This window comes from Peribacillus sp. SIMBA_075 (assembly GCF_046534585.1).
In genome coordinates this window covers 1-238 of sequence record NZ_JAWRYN010001553.1, presented here as the reverse complement: position 1 = coordinate 238, position 238 = coordinate 1, and the positions used below count along the sequence as shown (strand labels likewise).

The 238-nt window shown below is 38.2% G+C and carries 1 pseudogene; it reads left to right on the top strand.

Annotated features, from left to right (window positions below):
* A pseudogene (locus SB775_RS33630) lies at positions 1-140 on the top strand (5-(carboxyamino)imidazole ribonucleotide synthase); the annotation flags it as partial.
* Positions 141-238 lie beyond the last annotated feature (98 nt).

Here is a 238-nt window from a genome sequence, read left to right as displayed (position 1 = left end):
ATGGAAAAGAAGAAGCAAAAGCGCAGCGAAAAATGGGGCATGTTAATATTTTAAATGATAATATTGAAGTCGCTCTAGAAAAAGCGAAGAGTTTGCATATTTGGGACCATCAAGAACAACTGTTGGAGGGAAAAAGATGATTAGTCGTTATACACGCCCAGAAATGGGTGCAATTTGGACGGAAGAGAACAAATTTAAAGCGTGGTTAGAAGTTGAGATTTTAGCTTGTGAAGCATGG